A 14,906-nucleotide genomic window follows, 5' to 3' on the forward strand; every position below is an offset into this window, starting at 1 on the left:
AGCTTGGGTATGATTGGTAATTTATTTGTATATTTGTATCGATCTAACTTCTCTATATGTATAAACAGAGTAATAACATAAGAAAACTTTTATCCCTATTTTGTGGACTATTGGTTTTGTGTTTGTTTTCATGCAAGAAGGCAAATTCAGAACTCGTGGATCACTATAACGATCTTTCTTATACTTTTCATTATAAGGATATTGACTCTACTTTATACTACTCCCAAAAAGCTTTATCTGCTGCTGCAAACTATTCTGCAGGGAAAGCTGAATCATATAATAATAGAGCTTTTGTAGAGTTGATGAAGATGGAGTATGAAAAGGCATACAATACACTTGATACCGTTTATACCTTAACAGATAATCAGTTGGAACTTCTTGTTGCTGATGTTCAAATGATGCGTTTATGCCAAAGACAATCTAAGAATAAAGATTTCTATGATTTTCAATATCAAGCACAAGGAAGGTTAAAGCGTATTCAAGAAGAAAAGAACACGCTTTCCACACGATTAAAGAAACGACTTATTTACGCAGAGACTGAGTTTTATCTTATTACTTCAACATATTATTTCTATATAGGACTTGATAAGCCTTCTATCAAAGCAATGAAAAATATTGATCCTGAAGGCGATATTCAGTCGGACAAAGGGCAGTATTTAGCTTATTTATATAATATAGGTGCAGGTGGTTTCTATACAAATGGCTCAAAGGAAGAGATAAATGAAGCAGAGTTTGATAATCTAATACAGTGTTATATGATAGCTACGAAGATAGGGGTTCCTTATTGGCAAGCCAATGCTTTGCAAGGTTTAAGTAATCATCTTCAACAGAAAAGTATTCGAATCTATTTAATGAAGCAAAATCTTCCTGCTATAAAATACATTAATTCAGAGAATATGCCCGATAGCTTGTTAGCAGGAAATTTGGCACAACGATCACTAGAATTATTTACCAAGTTTGGAGATGTCTATCAGATAGCTGGCTCATACCGAACTTTAGCAACGTGTTATTGGCAGATACATGATTATAATGCAGCTATCAATTGCTTACAAAATGCGCTGAAAACCAATAAGGCTATTTATCAAGCACCAGACTTGATCGCATCTATTCGTGAGCAATTAAGCGTATCATACTCTGCTGTAAATGCGAAACAATTAAGTGATTTTAATAGAAATATTTATCTTGATTTGCAAGAGCAAACACGTCAAGATAGATATTATGAAGCAAGAGCGGGACAGTTAGAAAAAACGTCTCATGAACTTAACATCTTAATAATATCTATTGTATTGCTAATCATAGTGATACTGTCTTTGATTATATTCTTTCATAAATTAAAAAGGAGTAATGATAAATACAGTTCACTTGATGCTTTATTATTGCCTCTAAAAAAGTGGCAAGAGCAAGATTTGCGTAAAATGGAACAATTGGAAGAAGATTATGAGGAAGCTATTGAACAGTTAAATATAAATAAACTGCATGTTGCAGATAATAAGCGTAAAAATCTAGAACAACGTACAAAGATTTCTCTTGTAAATAGCATAACTCCGTTTATTGATAGAATGTTACATGAGATAGATGTACTAAAAAATAAAAATGAGGATAGAGTCATTCAGCAAGAGCGCTTTACATATATTAATGAGTTGACTGAAAAAATCAACGAATATAATAATGTGTTAACAGAGTGGATCCAACTAAGACAGGGCAAGCTCTCTTTACATATAGAAAGTTTTCCTCTTGCCACTGTGTTTGATATTGTACGCAAAGGTAAAACTGGTTTCAAAATTAAAGGGCTTGAACTATTGGTTAATCCTACTACTAGTGTGGTTAAAGCTGATCGTGTACTTACCTTATTTATGATTAATACTTTAGCTGATAATGCGAGAAAGTTTACGGAAGTGGGAGGTAAGATTACTATAGCTGCAAAAGAATTTGAAAATTTTGTTGAAATATCGGTTTCCGACACAGGAGTAGGCATACCTAAAGAAGAGCAAGCTCATATCTTTGATAGAAACCTCCAAGCCAATAAAAAGATAAAGGAATCGCATGGGTTTGGATTGATGAATTGTAAGGGTATAATAAATAAATACAAAAAAGTTAGTCAGATCTTTTCTGTTTGTGATTTAGGAGTCGAAAGCGAAGTAGGAAAGGGTAGTATTTTCTATTTCCGCTTACCTAAAGGCATTTCGAGAATATTATTACCTCTATGTATATTGATAGGAACGCTATTTTATTCTCTTCCAACACATGCTCAACGTGATGCAACACCAGATAAAACAATTGCTTTGCAGAAGAAAGATTATATAGCTTTAGCCATTGTGTATGCTGATTCGGCTTACTATTGTAATGTAAATGGGTTATATAATAAAACTCTATTATTTGCAGATACTTGTAGGTATTATTTAAATAAACACTATAAGAAATTATATCCTAATGGTAGATTGTTTATGCAGCGGAATAGTACTTCTTCTACAGAGGTTGCAGAAATAATATGGTTTCAGCATAAAGTACCCACAAGCTATAATGTTATTTTAGATATTAGAAATGAAAGTGCTGTGGCTGCATTAGCTTTGCACCAATGGGGGTTATATAGGTATAATAACGCTATTTATACGAGATTATTTAAAGAAAAATATGCCGATAGTACTTTAAGCACTTATTGTAAGATGATGCTAAAAAGTGAGTCGAATAAAAATGTAGCTGTTATATTATTGATTTTGGGTTTATTATTAATATTTCCAGCTTACTACTTCTTGTATTATCGACATAGGTTATTTTATCGCTATTGTATAGATAAGGTGAATAGTATCAATGAAATTTTATTAAGCCTAGATAGTTCAGAAAGTAAGTTACAAAAGATATGTGAGATACGAACCGATAAATTTCCATACCAGCTTAAAGCAATTGTTGGACAAATTAAAGGAGCTTTAGAAAATTCTATAAGTAAGACAAATAAAAGAAATATAGATCTAGAAATATTGAAAGATGATGTTCGTTGTGAAGAGTTAGAAAGCGAAAAACTTCACATTAGTAATAGTATCTTGGATAATTGCTTATCAACATTAAAGCATGAAACTATGTATTACCCCTCTCGCATTCAACAACTTGTATCTGAAGATAAACCAGAACTTCAGACAGTTAGTGAATTGGCACAGTATTATAAGGAGTTATACTCTATTTTAAGTGTTCAAGCTATGGTGCAAGTAAATGATGTTAAGATGAAAGCAAATACTCTTAATGTAAAAGAAATAGTAGGAAGATTTGGTAAACTTATAGATACGAATAATCAGCCAAACGTAATGGGGGATTTAGATCTTTTAAAGCTAATGTTTGAAATCTTATACAAGAAGAATAACTCATCAGTTTTAACTATAAAGATAGATCAAAACTCCAAACAATATATAATCATGCACGTTATAATGGATCAGCTCTCTTTAAGCAAGGATGAATGTAAAGAATTGTTTTCCCCAAATACCAAAGGGTTAGATTATTTTATTTGTCGCCAGATTGTAAGAGAAAATGGAGAAGTAAATAATAAACGTGGATGTGGAATTAGTGCAACGAGTGAAAATGATAGGGTAGTGATACATATCACGCTTTCAAGACAAGAGACAAGAAAAAGTATTGCGTAGTTCGTAAAAAGAAAAAATATAATATGGATAAATTTAAAGTAATAATTGTAGAGGATGTTGCTTTAGAACTTAAAGGAACAGAAGGCATCTTCAAGAATGAAATTCCTGAAGCCGAGATTATTGGTACTGCTGAAAATGAAGCTTCATATTGGAAGTTGATAAAAGAAAATAAGCCTGATCTAGTTTTGTTGGATCTTGGCTTAGGAGGATCGACTACAGTAGGGGTTGAGATATGTCGTCAAACAAAAGAATTATATGCTAGTAATGTTAAGGTTTTGATATTTACAGGTGAAATTCTTAATGAAAAACTTTGGGTTGATGTGCTTGATGCAGGTGCAGATGGTATCTGCTTAAAGAGCGGAGAGCTATTGACACGAGGTGATGTTGCTAGTGTTATTTCAGGAAAAAGAATGGTTTTTAATCAACCTATTCTTGAGAAAATTGTAGCACGCTTTAAGCAAACAATTAATGGTATATTGATGCACCAAGAAGCTTTAGTAAATTATGAAATCGATGAATATGATGAACGTTTTCTTAGGCATCTTGCTCTAGGTTATACTAAGGACCAAATCACTCAACTTCGTGGTATGCCGTTTGGTGTAAAAAGCTTAGAGAAACGCCAAAACGAATTAGTGCAAAAGCTTTTCCCTGATGGTAATAACGGTATGAGTGTAAATGCAACACGTCTTGCTGTTCGTGCTTTAGAACTCCATATTATAGATATAGATAACTTACGACCAGATGAAGAATAAACTAGGAATAATAACTGTTGTTTTATTTTTAGTTCAGCTACTTATAATATTCTTTTCTTGGATTATTACTGCAGCTATGCCAGAACTATCTATGCACTCATTATTAAGTAGTGAAGGTATTAGATGGTTCTTTGGCTCATTTGCTCGTAATCAATATGCTAATGTGCTTATTTGGAATATTCTTATAGCTATGGCATTAGGCATTTTATATAAGTCTGGATTATATGCTGCATTGAAACAATTATTACGAGTAGTATTTACGAGAGAAATACTAAATTTTCATTATCAGCAAAAAGTAGGCTTAATAGTTGTAATGGCAGAGATGATTGCCTTTTTTATTATTATGGCTTCTTTGTCGCTAATCCCTCATGCAATACTTTTAAGTGTTATAGGTGAACTGTTTCCAAGTAGTTTTGCGTTAAGTATAATTCCGTCTATTTCATTCTTTATTATAATAGCATCTATTTCATACGGATATATTACACAAAGTATTCGTTCTTTTGAGACTATGTATGAGTTTCTAGTTAGTGGTATTAAAGTACTTGCTTACTTTTTTCCTCTTTGCTTTATGGTAAATCAGCTGATTGCATCTATCATATTTATTTTTAAATAAAACTAGGAAAAATGTTTATTATTACTATGTATAAAATACAAACCTAATGACAGTTATGATAAATAGATAAGAATAAATACTCAATAAACTATACTCCTATCTGTTATGTTGTTATTGTCCAAAGGCTATATATTCAAGCTTGTTATTTGTATAATTCATAGAGCTTTTGTATTTTTGCATAATAGAAAGAAATAATTTTAAAACTTATAAGAAGAGAATATTATGGAGAAAGTGGCACTCATAACAGGTATAACTGGACAAGATGGATCTTATCTAGCAGAGTTGTTATTGTCCAAAGGTTATGATGTTCATGGCACAATTCGTAGATCATCAGTAGATTTCCGTGAACGAATAGCTCATTTAGAAGGCAAACCTAATTTTCATTTACATTATGCTGATCTTAGCGACTCAATGAGTATTCTAGGGGTTATAGGTAAAGTTAAACCTACTGAAATATATAATCTAGCAGCTCAAAGCCATGTACAAGTAAGTTTCGATTCTCCTGAGTTTACAGCAGATGTTGATGCCGTTGGGGTTTTACGAATATTAGAAGCTGTTCGTCAATTAGGACTTACTCAGCAATGCAAGATTTATCAAGCATCAACTTCTGAGCTTTATGGAAAAGTAGAAGAAGTTCCTCAAAATGAAAATACCCCCTTCCATCCTTATAGCCCTTATGCTGTTGCAAAGCTTTATGGTTTTTGGATAGTGAAAGAATACCGTGAAGCTTATAACATGTATTGTTGTTCAGGTATCTTGTTTAATCATGAGAGTGAACGTCGAGGTGAAACTTTTGTTACTAGAAAGATTACTCTCGCAGCAGCTCGTATTAAACAAGGTAAACAAGACAAGCTATATTTAGGTAACCTTAGCTCTCTCCGTGATTGGGGATATGCGAAAGACTATGTAGAATGTATGTGGTTAATCTTACAGCAAGATCATCCAGAAGACTTTGTTATAGCAACAGGTGTTCAGCATAGTGTACGCGATTTCTGTTATTATGCTTTTAAACATGTTGGTATTGAGCTTGAATTTAAAGGCGAAGGGTTAGAAGAAAAAGGTATTGATAAGGCTACAGGTAAGGTACTAATAGAAGTCAGCCCTGATTTTTATCGTCCAACTGATGTTGTAAACCTTTGGGGAGACCCAACAAAGGCTAAAGCAAAATTAGGTTGGGATCCAAGTAGTACTTCATTTGAAGAACTTGTCAATCTTATGGTTGATAGCGATATGGCAAAAGTTGCTTCAGAAGGAGCTGCTGAAAAGGTTCGTACAAACCTCGAAGAATATCTTGAAAAAGGTATTGTAAAGTAAGGAGATAAAAGAGAAAAATGGCAAAACTAGATAAAGGCTCTAAGATTTATATTGCAGGACACAAAGGATTAGTAGGTTCTGCTATATGGAATAATCTTAAAGCGCGTGGTTACAATAACCTAATAGGTCGCACACATAAAGAACTTGATTTAACTAATCAAGCAGATGTTGCACAATTCTTTAAAGACGAAAAGCCTGATGCTGTAGTCCTTGCAGCTGCTTTTGTTGGTGGTATTATGGCAAATTCATTGTATCGTGCTGATTTCATTATGCAGAACATGAAAATACAATGTAATGTCATTGAAAATGCTTATATAAATAAGGTAAAGAAATTACTCTTTCTAGGTAGCACTTGTATATATCCAAAGAATGCGCCACAACCGATGAAAGAAGATACTTTGCTAACTTCCCCGCTCGAATATACAAATGAAGAATATGCTATCGCCAAAATAGCAGGACTGAAAATGTGCGAAAGCTATAACTTGCAGTATGGCACTAACTATATATCAGTAATGCCTACCAACCTATATGGACCTAACGACAATTTTCATTTAGAAAACTCACACGTGATGCCAGCAATAATGCGTAAGGTATATTTAGCAAAACTGCTCCACGATAACAATTGGAATGCTATCCGTGTAGATATGAAAAAGCGCCCTATCAATCCTATTGCTAAACTTCAATCTATTATTGGCGAAGGGAATGTAGATGGCAATAACTCTCAAGAACGAATAGAAAAAGCTTTGGCTTTTTATGGAATTGAGAATAATAAGGTTACACTTTGGGGAGACGGCAGTCCGTTGCGTGAATTTCTATGGAGTGAAGATATGGCAGATGCTAGTGTACATATTCTGTTGAATGTTGATTTTAAAGATATAATTGGCATAGAAAACTATTCTAGCGCATTTTTAGGAACAAAGACAGATGGTGCTGTTGATAGAAATAATAGCGATGGGCGTGGTGGTGCTATCCCTTCACTTGGCGAAATAAGAAACTGTCACATTAATATTGGTACAGGCAAAGAACTTACAATAAGAGAATTAGCAGATCTTGTTAAACAAACAGTTGGTTTTGAAGGTGAGATTATTTGGGACGCAGAGAAACCTAATGGAACACTACGAAAACTGATTGACGTTGAGAAACTTCATAGTTTAGGCTGGACTCATCAAGTAGAAATAGAACAAGGTGTGCAACGACTTTTTAAATGGTATCAAAAAAGTCTTCAGTAAAAATAGAAAATATACTAAATAACTTCATAAAAACTTATGCTTAACACTACAAATATCTCCCATGATATTTTGATGTTAAGCATATTTTTTTTATTTTTACTGCACAATTGTAAAACATTAGATTATGAAAAAGAAAACTCTTATTGGTATGATGCTATTAGCTTCTCCAACTATCACTATGGCACAGAACATTATTTATCCTACCCCACCCTCTGATAATACGGTAGACAAGTACTTTGGCATAGAAGTCAGTGATCCTTATCGACCATTAGAAAGCGATACTGCTCAAGCTACTCTTGCATGGGTGAAAGCAGAGAACAAAATCACCACTGATTATCTTTCTAAAATACCTTTTCGTGCTAAGCTACTTAATCGTATGAAGGAGTTAGCTAACTATGAGAAGTATTCAGCACCATGGTATAACAAGCATACACAAAAGTGGTATTTCTATCGTAACAATGGCTTGCAAAATCAAAGTGTACTCTATGTTATGAATAGGTTAGGCGACGAAAAGAAAGCACAAATATTCCTTGATCCCAACAAATTGTCTACTGATGGTACTGTCGCGCTGAAGAGTATAAGTTTCTCTAACAATGGAAAATATGCTGCTTATGCTATCTCTCGAAGTGGAAGTGATTGGCAAGAATTTTATGTAATTGACACAAACTCTGGTAAGCTCCTTAACGATCATATTAAGTGGGCTAAGTTTTCTAATGCAGCATGGTTAGGAGATGGTTTTTATTATTCTGCTTACGATGCTCCTTCACCAGGCAACGAGCTAAGCAACGTAAATTCTGTTCAGAAGATATACTATCACAAGATAGGAACACCACAGTCGGAAGATATTCTTTTCTATCAAAACCCAGAACAGCCAATGCGTTTTTATACATTAGGTGTGAATGAAGACGAAACAATGATGTTTTTGATAGAGAGTGGAGCTGGGCAAGGTAATGGACTCTATGTTAGAGATTTAAAGCAAGAAGGTAGCCAATTTATTCAGCTGAATGCTAACTTGGAAGCGCAGTGTAATCCTATAAAAACCATTGGTGATAAAATTTATATCTTGACAAACGAAAAAGCACCAACTAACAAGCTCGTTGTTACTGATATTCATCACCCAAGCAAAGCTGATTGGAAAACAGTTATTCCTGCAAATAGTAATGTACTCGAGGACGTAGCTTTTGTTGATGGAAAGCTAATCCTAACCTATATGCAAGATGCCTATAGTCATTCTTATCTATATTCAATTGATGGAAAGCAACTGAAGGAAATTAAGCTCCCTACTGTTGGTAGTGCTAGCTTTACAGGTAATTACGAACGTCCAGAAGTATTTTATTCGTTTACCTCTTTCACAGAGCCAACAAGCGTTTATCAATATAATGTAAACACGAATACTAGTACAACATATACTTCTCCAAAAGTAAAGTTTGACAAGAATAAATTTGTAAGCGAGCAAGTATATATTACAAGTAAAGATGGCACAAAAGTTCCTGTATTTTTAACCTATAAGAAAGGGTTGAAGCGTAATGGTAAAAATCCTCTTTTGCTTTATGCTTATGGTGGTTTCGGTATATCTCTTACCCCTTCTTTCTCTTCTGTTCGTTTACCATTTATTGAGAATGGGGGTATTTATGCTATGGCATGTTTACGTGGTGGCAATGAGTTTGGTGAAGCTTGGCACTTAGCAGGTACGAAAATGAACAAGCAGAATGTTTTTGATGATTTCATTTCTGCCGCTGAATATCTTATAAAAGAAAAATATACTAGTAAAGATTTCCTTGCTATTCAAGGAGGATCGAATGGTGGTTTGCTCATCGGAGCTTGTATGACCCAGCGTCCTGATCTTTACAAAGTATGTATCCCACAAGTTGGTGTAATGGATATGCTAAGATACCATAAGTTTACTATAGGTTGGAACTGGGCTTCTGACTATGGTACAAGTGCCGACTCTAAGGATATGTTCTCCTATCTAAAGAGTTATTCACCGCTTCATAACTTGAAGAAAGGTATCCAATATCCAGCTACGTTGGTAACTACTGCCGATCATGACGACCGTGTTGTTCCTGCTCATTCATTTAAGTTTGCTGCTACTTTGCAAGCATACAATGCAGGCAAATCTCCTACTCTCATTCGTATTGATACTAAAGCTGGACATGGAGGCGGAAAACCATTGTCAAAGCAACTAGAAGAACAAGCTGATATTTATAGTTTCATCCTTTATAACATGGGATTAAAGTATTAAAATATAAAAATGCAAATACTCTTAGCGTCTGCTAAAATTATGAACAGCGAGACAAGTCTCGCTGTTCCTACGCATACCCATCCTAAATTCTTTGACCAAGCTCAATCCTTTGCACTTGAACTTAGCAATTATTCTGTAGAAGAATTGGCTCAGAAGTTAGGTTGTAGTACTAAAATAGCACTTGAGAATAAACTTCGTTATCAAGATTTTCTAAATACAAATGCTTATCTCCCTGCTATCTTAGCATATTATGGTCAGGCTTACAAATGTTTGAAAGCACAGAATTTTACAGATGAGGATTTTCGGTATGCAAACGATCATCTCTTCATCTCAAGTTTCCTTTATGGGCTACTGCGCCCATTAGACGATATTCACCCTTATCGTTTAGAAGGTAAAATAGTTTTGAATGCAACCAATGAGCAAAATATATTTGCCTATTGGAAGCCTTTTCTTACAGATATTTTGATACATGCAGTTAAGAACGACGATGGTATTTTGGTGCATCTAGCAACAGCAGAATTTCAGCATCTTTTCGATTGGAAGCGAATACTAAAAGAAGTTCATGTTATTCAACCTTTATTTATGGTGGATCAAGGTACTAAACTAAAGGCTGTGAGTATGTATGCTAAGAGTTGCCGAGGAGCAATGACTAGTTATATCATAAAGAATAAGATAACTAATCCCTCCGAGCTATTATCATTTAGGTATGATGGCTTTGAATATAAAGATCGTTATGGTGATGCCGATCATCCACATTTTATTTTAAATCAGTAATAGAAAGATTAATATGACTTTACAAGATTATAGACAACAGATTATAGCAATTCTTTTAAAAAGAAAGAATGCAAAAGGCGAAACATTTATGACAGAGCTAGAAGCAAAAGAGCTTTTAGCTGAGTTATCTGATGAAGAACTTGAAGAAGGAATGATGTTTAACGAGCCTGAAGATGTAGCAGAGCTTCTTATAGAAATAGGTAAATTATAAGTAGTGAACGACTCAAAATAATGAATACATTTGTATAAATTGTTGAGCTTAGTACAGTAGTCAGTATAATTTAAAATTTCATTATAACGTGTTATAAAAATAAAAGCTCCAATCCATCGATTGGAGCCTGGAATTTCTTGTCTCCCGACAAGTAAAATTCCTAACCTTAATAATCTAATACCATGAAAAACACATTGCAAAGATATACAACTTAAATTTTCATTCCAATTATTTTGTGTTAAAATAATCAAATTATTCAAATTGATTTATATCAAATCCGTTTGCTTGTTATATAAAATTAGGGCTGATACTTCTCACGAGATATTAGCCCTTTTCGTTATCTTTGAATTATCACATAATAAGTATATAGAGTGTAGATTAGATTAGGGTGCAATAACTAAAAAACTCGTTTCCAAGATTAATAATATTTTGTTGGTTCCTAGAAAATATTTAACAACACCCCTATACATCATCTTTTTAATTGTAAAAGGTGATGTATTGAGGAGAAAAAGGTCATCTGTTGCCATGTAAAAGATGACCTTTTATGATGTAAAAGATAACCTTTTAGGTTTGTGTCTTTAAGTCGTTGTTAATCAGCGGTATATCCTATATATACTTTTACTGATATACCATATTTATGTAGGTAAAAATAGTTTACTTTACTTAATTTCCAAAAACACTAAAACACTTTTATTTCGGCTTCGATTGAAATTCTATTCTAACATGTTTATAGCCCATCGATCTGATAAACTGTCCAAACTGTTGTTTAGCATTTTCTTCAGCTATCTTTATGTTCTCTAGGGTATAACATCGTTTCAGCATCTTTTTATATGCCTTATTATATAGGTGATCTCTATCGGCTGCCTTCCATGTACCCGACTCAAAGAATGAGCGTGAGCGTGCCTCGTCGATAAAGTTTTTATCAAGAAGTTGGATAGCAGGTAACGTTGCTACAACTACAGTATCATCTTCCACATGAAGCCATCTAGGAACAGCTTTATGAAGGTCAATGCCAAGGCGAAGCGTACCATAGTATATTCTCACTAATTCGCTATCAGAGAAAAAACCTTTACTCACCGTGTCTACTATTTCTTCATCGTTTATAGATAGAAATTCCCATTGCCCTATGTCTTGTATCTTTTGTATTTGAGCAGGAGTAATATCAATACGATTATCAACACTTATTACCATTTTACGGTCGCCAAGAACTGTTGATATAAGGTAGGCACTACCAAAATATATCAGTACAAAAACTATGACTATCACTATAATGCTTTTTAGGCAGCCACTAGTCTTTAGCCTTTGTGTGTAGCTGTCTGTTTGCTTATTTTTCCCTATGGGCTTTGTGCTGTTGCTATGTATTTCTTCCATTATATGTTTATCCTTTAGCTATTTTTTCAATCAAATGTGGAAAGTCGTGCAGAGTAAAAGGTTTTCGGAAAGTTATCGTAATATTCTCTTCCTTATAACCTAGAGCTGTAAGCATAGGGACAAGTTGCCGTGCCGTACTGCGCTGGGCATTGGGAATAATATTCATTTGCGGAATAGCATCTAGCACTTGTTTTCTGCCTTGTACTTCGTAATTTGTAAGTTCGGCATCACTAAAATTTCGACGCGTAAAGGCTACATATTCTTTTATCTCTGAATGGTTGATCTTTGTTGATGATAATACGATTTTGGGATCAGGCAAGATGATAGTTATTTTATCGCCTTCTTTTCTGATGTTCTTTTGGCTAAACTCACTCATATCAACATATACCTTTATGATTGCATCAAGCGGAATAGCTATTCTCCGCTCACCTAGAGGGAGATTTATATCAATATCTTGCTTTAAAAACGAACCTGTAAGCTTCATTTTATCATCGTGGGTTACGATCTTATGAATATGATATTCTGAAGTATAGAGCTTGGAACATTGCTGCACTTGGGTTATTAGCATAGGGATAGTATCTATTTTTTCTAGTGCCGCTTTAGGAACAGTATCTTTGTTATTAGTACAAGCGGAAAATGCAAACGCAATCAGAAAAATGTATAATATAACTTTTTGCATATATCAATATTTTATTTGTGAAGCAAAGATACAAAGAAAACTAAGATAATGCTTTATTCTTTTAGATAAGATAAATAAAAAAGAGTATGCTTTCCTTTAATTAGGTAACCATACTCTTCATTATAATTTTATTATACTTTTTCTGTTTTTACCCTTAATATCAAATCCTTTTGATGGGCAGTGAGGTTTTCGGGTAGTTTTACATGATAAGTGATAATAAAATCACCTAGAACACCATTACCCATATCTCTACCTTTTCCACGTAGTCGTACCTTAGTACCGTTTTGTGTGGATTCTTTTATCTTGAGTTTAGCCTTCTTTCCGTTAGGAAGACGGATAATAACTTCACCGCCTAAGAGAGCTGTAAACATATCTATGTTTACTTGCTGTTCTACATTGCCATTATCTGTATTCCCATTTGAACCATTAAAGCTAGATGCGTTATAGCATTGTCTGCCTCCGCCTCGTCCAAAAAGATCTTGGAAGAAGCTACTAAAGCCACCATTGCCACTACCAAATGAGCTAAAATCAAAATTAGCGAAAGGATTACCAAATCCCCCTGCACCATTGAAACCACTATTCTCCCCTGCACCATTAGCAAATCCTCCTGCTTCTTTCCACTGTTGTCCATACTGGTCGTATTGTGCACGTTTTTGAGGATCACTGATAACTTCGTAAGCCTCATTCAATGCCTGAAATTTAGCCTTTGCCTTAGCATCGTTAGGATGAAGGTCTGGGTGGAACTGCTTAGCACGTTTGCGATAAGCAGCTCTAACATCTTTTTGCGGTATATTTTTATCTACACCTAGTATTTTATAATAGTCTATAAATGCCATAATAATCTTCTTATAAGTCTTAACCTATAAGAGGAGTTAGCAAAAGATGTGCCATTTAGTCCATTCTTACTCGATAATCTTCATAACTATATTCGCGAAGCATTTCTAACTCGTTATTGCTATGAAGTAATGCTATGGCAGGATGTGAAATACCATTAAAAGTATTGGTTTTAACCGTAGTATAATGGAGCATATCTTCAAAAATGATATTCTCCCCTATTTGAAGTTTATGGTCAAACCTCCAATTCCCCATCCAGTCACCACTAAGACAGCTATTTCCGCCTAAACGGTAGGTGGTGGGTTCGGTTGTTTCACCACCATTTTCTAATGTTTCTGCACCACGCACTGTTGGGTGGTATGGCATTTCTAAACAATCGGGCATGTGTGCCGTAAAGCTAACATTTAAGATTGCTGTGCGATAACCTCTGTATTCTACAATATCTACTACTTGTGAAACAAGAGACCCTGTCTGCCAACCAAAAGCACTACCTGGTTCTAGGATAACTTTAAGCCAAGGATAGCGACTGTGGAAATGCTGTAGTATTTGGATTAGCTTGTCGATGTCATAATCGGCACGTGTCATAAGATGCCCACCGCCAAAGTTAATCCATTTTAGCTGTGGAAACCATTTTGCAAATTTCTCTTCAATATGAACTAAAGTGCGCTCAAATACATCACTACCACTCTCGCAATGGCAATGAACGTGAAATCCATCAACATCTTCAGGTAATATTTCTGGTAGTTTTTCTGCTAAGATGCCGAAACGTGTACCTGGCGAACATGGATTATATAATAATGTGCCAACTTCAGAATATTCAGGATTGACACGAAGCCCCAAACTAAGTGCTTTATTATATTGTCTAGCCTTTAAGTGATAACGATCGTATTGTGTTAGAGAATTAAAGGTAAGATGCGAAGAATATTTTGCAATCTCTTCAAATTCATAATCTGTATAAGCTGGAGAAAAAGTATGACACGGTGTACCAAACTCTTCGTATCCTAAATGTGCTTCACTCAATGATGAGGCTGTAGTTGCGCTGATATATTCTTTAAAAATAGGAAAGGTCTTCCACAGTGCGTAAGCTTTAAAGGCTAATATTATTTCAACATTGGCTTTTTTAGCAACATTAGCAATTAGTGATAAATTCTTACGCAATCTGTCTTCTTCAAGTACGTACACGGGTTGTGTAAGTTCCTTATAGTTTTTTGGATCTGTCTTCATACTGCAAAAATAATCATTTATTTGTAGATTTAGG

The 14,906-nt window shown here is 34.4% G+C and carries 12 protein-coding genes; 8 read left to right on the plus strand and 4 right to left on the minus strand.

Translation table 11 applies throughout. The features are described from left to right. Positions 1-56 precede the first annotated feature (56 nt). The 8 genes from PREBIDRAFT_RS01275 to PREBIDRAFT_RS01310 all read left to right on the plus strand — a co-directional run bounded on the left by PREBIDRAFT_RS01275 (position 57) and on the right by PREBIDRAFT_RS01310 (position 10,764). Positions 57-3,629, plus strand: coding sequence for an ATP-binding protein (locus tag PREBIDRAFT_RS01275; protein ID WP_004336609.1), 3,573 nt, complete (start codon positions 57-59; stop codon positions 3,627-3,629). Positions 3,630-3,652: 23 nt separating this feature from the next. Continuing rightward, positions 3,653-4,381 (plus strand): DUF5932 domain-containing protein, encoded by a 729-nt coding sequence (locus PREBIDRAFT_RS01280; RefSeq protein WP_004336612.1) that lies wholly within the window; start codon positions 3,653-3,655, stop codon positions 4,379-4,381. Then, positions 4,371-4,994, plus strand: a complete 624-nt coding sequence (locus PREBIDRAFT_RS01285; RefSeq protein ID WP_004336615.1) for an AbgT family transporter — start codon at positions 4,371-4,373, stop codon at positions 4,992-4,994. The genes PREBIDRAFT_RS01280 and PREBIDRAFT_RS01285 overlap by 11 nt, the downstream gene beginning before the upstream one ends. A gap of 222 nt (positions 4,995-5,216) precedes the next feature. Continuing rightward, positions 5,217-6,308 (plus strand): GDP-mannose 4,6-dehydratase, encoded by a 1,092-nt coding sequence (gene gmd, locus PREBIDRAFT_RS01290; RefSeq protein WP_004336618.1) that lies wholly within the window; start codon positions 5,217-5,219, stop codon positions 6,306-6,308. 17 nt (positions 6,309-6,325) lie between these two features. Continuing rightward, positions 6,326-7,537 carry a GDP-L-fucose synthase family protein gene (locus PREBIDRAFT_RS01295; RefSeq protein ID WP_004336621.1) on the plus strand — a complete coding sequence of 404 codons (1,212 nt, stop codon included), beginning with the start codon at positions 6,326-6,328 and terminating at the stop codon, positions 7,535-7,537. Between the two features lie 124 nt (positions 7,538-7,661). Continuing rightward, a complete protein-coding gene (locus PREBIDRAFT_RS01300; protein WP_004336623.1) occupies positions 7,662-9,779 on the plus strand; it encodes a prolyl oligopeptidase family serine peptidase in 2,118 nt (705 codons plus the stop codon). A 9-nt stretch (positions 9,780-9,788) separates the two neighbouring features. Continuing rightward, the gene (locus PREBIDRAFT_RS01305; protein WP_004336625.1) at positions 9,789-10,553 is read left to right on the plus strand and encodes a YaaA family protein; all 765 of its coding nucleotides are present in this window, start codon (positions 9,789-9,791) and stop codon (positions 10,551-10,553) included. Positions 10,554-10,566: 13 nt separating this feature from the next. Next, entirely contained in the window at positions 10,567-10,764 is a 198-nt protein-coding gene (locus tag PREBIDRAFT_RS01310; RefSeq protein ID WP_004336627.1) for a hypothetical protein, read from the plus strand. A 690-nt stretch (positions 10,765-11,454) separates the two neighbouring features. On the opposite strand, the gene PREBIDRAFT_RS01315 is transcribed toward PREBIDRAFT_RS01310, so the two are convergent. The 4 genes from PREBIDRAFT_RS01315 to nspC all read right to left on the minus strand — a co-directional run bounded on the left by PREBIDRAFT_RS01315 (position 11,455) and on the right by nspC (position 14,872). Then, positions 11,455-12,135, minus strand: a complete 681-nt coding sequence (locus PREBIDRAFT_RS01315; protein ID WP_004336630.1) for a DUF4230 domain-containing protein — start codon at positions 12,133-12,135, stop codon at positions 11,455-11,457. Between the two features lie 7 nt (positions 12,136-12,142). Further along, complete coding sequence (locus tag PREBIDRAFT_RS01320) at positions 12,143-12,814, minus strand: DUF4230 domain-containing protein (protein ID WP_004336633.1); 672 nt, start codon at positions 12,812-12,814, stop codon at positions 12,143-12,145. 131 nt (positions 12,815-12,945) lie between these two features. After that, a complete protein-coding gene (locus tag PREBIDRAFT_RS01325) occupies positions 12,946-13,650 on the minus strand; it encodes a DnaJ domain-containing protein (protein ID WP_004336636.1) in 705 nt (234 codons plus the stop codon). Between the two features lie 55 nt (positions 13,651-13,705). Next, positions 13,706-14,872, minus strand: a complete 1,167-nt coding sequence (gene nspC / locus PREBIDRAFT_RS01330) for a carboxynorspermidine decarboxylase (RefSeq protein ID WP_004336638.1) — start codon at positions 14,870-14,872, stop codon at positions 13,706-13,708. Positions 14,873-14,906: the final 34 nt, after the last annotated feature.

It is taken from the genome of Prevotella bivia DSM 20514, from assembly GCF_000262545.1.
GTDB classification, from domain to species: domain Bacteria; phylum Bacteroidota; class Bacteroidia; order Bacteroidales; family Bacteroidaceae; genus Prevotella; species Prevotella bivia.

What these genes read in the sequence shown, in the direction of transcription:
- PREBIDRAFT_RS01275 (WP_004336609.1), top strand. Translation starts at nt 57, where the DNA reads ATGTATAAACAGAGTAATAACATAAGAAAACTTTTATCCCTATTTTGT.
- PREBIDRAFT_RS01280 (WP_004336612.1), top strand. Translation starts at nt 3,653, where the DNA reads ATGGATAAATTTAAAGTAATAATTGTAGAGGATGTTGCTTTAGAACTT.
- PREBIDRAFT_RS01285 (WP_004336615.1), top strand. Translation starts at nt 4,371, where the DNA reads ATGAAGAATAAACTAGGAATAATAACTGTTGTTTTATTTTTAGTTCAG.
- gmd (WP_004336618.1), top strand. Translation starts at nt 5,217, where the DNA reads ATGGAGAAAGTGGCACTCATAACAGGTATAACTGGACAAGATGGATCT.
- PREBIDRAFT_RS01295 (WP_004336621.1), top strand. Translation starts at nt 6,326, where the DNA reads ATGGCAAAACTAGATAAAGGCTCTAAGATTTATATTGCAGGACACAAA.
- PREBIDRAFT_RS01300 (WP_004336623.1), top strand. Translation starts at nt 7,662, where the DNA reads ATGAAAAAGAAAACTCTTATTGGTATGATGCTATTAGCTTCTCCAACT.
- PREBIDRAFT_RS01305 (WP_004336625.1), top strand. Translation starts at nt 9,789, where the DNA reads ATGCAAATACTCTTAGCGTCTGCTAAAATTATGAACAGCGAGACAAGT.
- PREBIDRAFT_RS01310 (WP_004336627.1), top strand. Translation starts at nt 10,567, where the DNA reads ATGACTTTACAAGATTATAGACAACAGATTATAGCAATTCTTTTAAAA.
- PREBIDRAFT_RS01315 (WP_004336630.1), bottom strand. Translation starts at nt 12,135, where the DNA reads ATGGAAGAAATACATAGCAACAGCACAAAGCCCATAGGGAAAAATAAG.
- PREBIDRAFT_RS01320 (WP_004336633.1), bottom strand. Translation starts at nt 12,814, where the DNA reads ATGCAAAAAGTTATATTATACATTTTTCTGATTGCGTTTGCATTTTCC.
- PREBIDRAFT_RS01325 (WP_004336636.1), bottom strand. Translation starts at nt 13,650, where the DNA reads ATGGCATTTATAGACTATTATAAAATACTAGGTGTAGATAAAAATATA.
- nspC (WP_004336638.1), bottom strand. Translation starts at nt 14,872, where the DNA reads ATGAAGACAGATCCAAAAAACTATAAGGAACTTACACAACCCGTGTAC.